We start from the raw sequence: 2,984 nt of genomic DNA, 5'->3' as shown, positions 1-2,984 counted from the left end.
ACCAGCGAATCGGATTCCTCTTCCGCATCGAGTTTGATCGTTCCACGAGCGTCGGGACGCACCACATAGATCGGTGCTTTCCCACCGTGTGCGTTCGTGATGTAGATCCAACCGTTGGAAACAAACGGAGTCGGAATCGGGTTGTCACCTCCGCCTTCGAGTCGCCACAGCTCTTCTCCGGTGGCGAATTCGTAGTACACGATCCAAGGAAAACCGTTGACGATCATTTGGGTGACGCCTTCGACTTCGTAAATCAACGGAGACCCCCAACTGCGTTCGCAAACCTCCGACCGATCCGATCTCCAAACTTCCTCTCCGTCCGAAAGTTCCAAAACGGTCACGAACGGATGGTCGGGATCGTCACAGATCACCGCGACGCGACCATCATGAATCGCAGGAGAGCTCGCATATCCCCAACCGATCCCGTACTTACTGACATCGATCACGCCGAGGTCGCGTTCCCACACCAGCTTTCCGTCGAGGTCGTAGCAATACAGACCTTCTGAACCAAAGCAAGCCACCACTCGATCGCCATCGACACAAACGCTGGTATTGGCATGAGTCGCCTTGCTGTGCCGAGTCGCTTTGGGCTCTCCATGATGTGCCGTTTGTCGCCAAAGTTCCTTTCCGGTTTCAGCGTCGTAGCACAGCACAATCCAACTGTACGCGCCGCTATCCTCAGCCGCATCAATGTTCCCGCCGGCAGCGATGTTCAGTTCCGTCTCGCCTTCATCGGGAACCGCCGTCAGCAAGAACACTCGATCACCGGCAACCACGGGGCTGGAATGTCCCAACCCAGGAACATCCGCTACCCAGAGCATGCCGACGTTGGTTTCGCTTTCTGGATCTGCGTTCCAGCTCGTCGGGATCGTCGTCCCCTCGGCAACACCGCGAGCCCCGGGGCCTCGGAATGACGGCCAATCTGCGGTCGTTTCGGACTGCGATTTCGCTGCAGGAGCCATCACGAAGAGCAGCAAAGCTAACAGACGGGTCTGTGGTTTCGGCATGGTTGGATTCATTATCTGTTCACACGGTTGAGAAAGATGCGGTTCAGATCGTCGGAATTGGCAACGACAATGTCAGCGTCGCCGTCGCCATCCAAGTCCCCAACATCGAGACCATAAGTTGCGGAGGCTTAACCAAACGGAACTTCCTCGAAGCTCATACCATTGTCGCTGCGAAGGAACACTGCATTGGGTTGGTTCAAATTTCCGACGACGAGATCCAAAACTTTGTCCTGATTCATGTCGGCAATTGCCAACACGTAAGATTTGCTGTCGCGAGATCCAAATTCCACGCGCTTTTTGACGCCACCGGAACCGTCGCCCACGAAAATTTGATTCTCGCTTCCGATGTTGGCGATCCCCCAATCCAAATTGCCATCCGCGTTGAGGTCCGCGATGGCAACAGAACGTGAATGATCTTCACCGGAACCAAACGTCACACTCCGAGTGAATCGCAACTTTCCGTCGCCCAGCAGCACTTCGTTGGGTTGCCGGTCCCGGTTGGCGAGGACGAGATCGAGATGCCCGTCGCCATTGAGGTCGCCTGCGGCAACGTCGATCGTCGAATCCGTGTTCTTTCCAAACGTGGAACCGGACTCAAAGCTGGCTTGTCCGTCATTGAGATAAATGCGATTGGGTCGACCGCGACAGGTTGCGATCAGGTCCACGTCTCCATCGAGATCCAGGTCGATTGCGAGAAGACTGCTGAGGCAGGTGACATCGCCATACTCACCATGAAGTGTGAAGTGACCTCCACCGTCGTTGAGAAAGATCTCGCCTCGCGCGATGTCATTGCCGGTCGCAATGTCCAGATCGCCGTCGCCGTCGAAGTCAGCGAATTCGCACGCGTAAGAAGTGCGTTGGTCCGTGCCAAGCGGACGAAGAATCGAAAACTTGGCTCGCCCTTGATTGATGAACAACTGGTTTTGTTGAGGCCAATGACGGCCGCTGGCGACGACGACGTCCAGGTCACGATCGCCATCGATGTCACCGACGCGAACGGAAGCCGACCGAAGACGCTCGGTCCCCAACGTCAGCCGCTCGCTCGTCACAAATTCGCCCTGCTGGGCGAACGCGATGTCAACGGGGAGCAACAAACATGCAAATCCCAACACCCATCGTGCACGTCGTCCGGCGTCATTCATGTGGTCATGTCCGTTCCATCATCGCACAAATGCCTTGAAGTTTGCGCGGGATTACGAGCTCTATACGGACCACTCTGATCGATCCCGCACCACGAAACAACTGTTCGCAAAGAATTAGATGGTGCGAAACGAGCGGAGCCTTCCAGTGGGTCACCGGAAGGCTCCTTCGGCTTCGCTAGCGTTGGATTGGCCAACGTTGTCAGACATCTGACTCAGGGAAGTTTTGCGACAACCGTGGCGACATCCGCCCGGTCACCGTGCGAGACAACCGTTTTGCCGAAGACAATCTTTCGGTCTTGGCCAACCACAAAAGTCGACGGGTAAGCGGTTTCGCGAGGAGCGTCCCAGCGAAGTCCCCACGCGTTGGTGAACTTGAAGTCGGGGTCGAGCACGAAGTGATAGTTCGACGGGAACGACTTGTTGCCTTGGAACTCTTTCGCGTGCTCACCGAGCATCTCGGCAGGGCCCGGGTAGATCAGTACCACTTGAACACCCGACAAAGCTGCCTGCTTACTCAAAAATTCACCGACTTGACGATTGCACAACGGGCATTGTTTGCCAGTCCAGCCACGCAGAACAAGCATCACAACGGGTGACTTCGCCGTCAGTGATTTCAGCGAAACGACTTCGCCATTTTGATTCATCAGCTCAAAATCTGGGGCAACTTCACCAACCTTGGGTGGATGCGGCGGCTCTTTACCAGGTTGCGCTTGACGACGACGCTGAGCTTGAGCGGTCGACGACAATGCAACGAACGAAAGAGCAAGCAACAGACAGATGGTCGAACGACGATTTTGCATGGGGTGTCCTTGGGGCGACGAGACGAAAGAGATCC

The 2,984-nt window shown here is 55.8% G+C and carries 3 protein-coding genes and 1 pseudogene; all 4 read right to left on the bottom strand.

Annotated elements, in window-relative coordinates; all coding sequences use genetic code 11:
- Positions 1-1,007 (bottom strand): PQQ-binding-like beta-propeller repeat protein (locus ACF8AM_RS15675; protein ID WP_392556534.1); only part of this gene is annotated, 1,007 nt, incomplete at its 3' end.
- Positions 1,008-1,018: 11 nt separating this feature from the next.
- Positions 1,019-1,117 (bottom strand): annotated as a pseudogene (locus ACF8AM_RS15670) (hypothetical protein); the annotation flags it as partial.
- A gap of 18 nt (positions 1,118-1,135) precedes the next feature.
- The gene (locus tag ACF8AM_RS15665; protein WP_392556533.1) at positions 1,136-2,149 is read right to left on the bottom strand and encodes an FG-GAP repeat domain-containing protein; all 1,014 of its coding nucleotides are present in this window, start codon (positions 2,147-2,149) and stop codon (positions 1,136-1,138) included.
- Positions 2,150-2,361: 212 nt separating this feature from the next.
- Positions 2,362-2,982, bottom strand: a complete 621-nt coding sequence (locus ACF8AM_RS15660) for a peroxiredoxin-like family protein (RefSeq protein WP_392556532.1) — start codon at positions 2,980-2,982, stop codon at positions 2,362-2,364.
- Between the last annotated feature and the right edge of the window lie 2 nt (positions 2,983-2,984).

Origin of the sequence: Rhodopirellula sp. JB055 (assembly GCF_043100905.1) — a bacterium.
Lineage (GTDB): Bacteria > Planctomycetota > Planctomycetia > Pirellulales > Pirellulaceae > Rhodopirellula.
This window is presented reverse-complemented; position numbering and strand designations above follow the sequence as displayed.

Excerpts from the sequence above, each read along its gene's own strand:
- ACF8AM_RS15665 (WP_392556533.1), bottom strand. The coding sequence starts at position 2,149 with ATGAATGACGCCGGACGACGTGCACGATGGGTGTTGGGATTTGCATGT.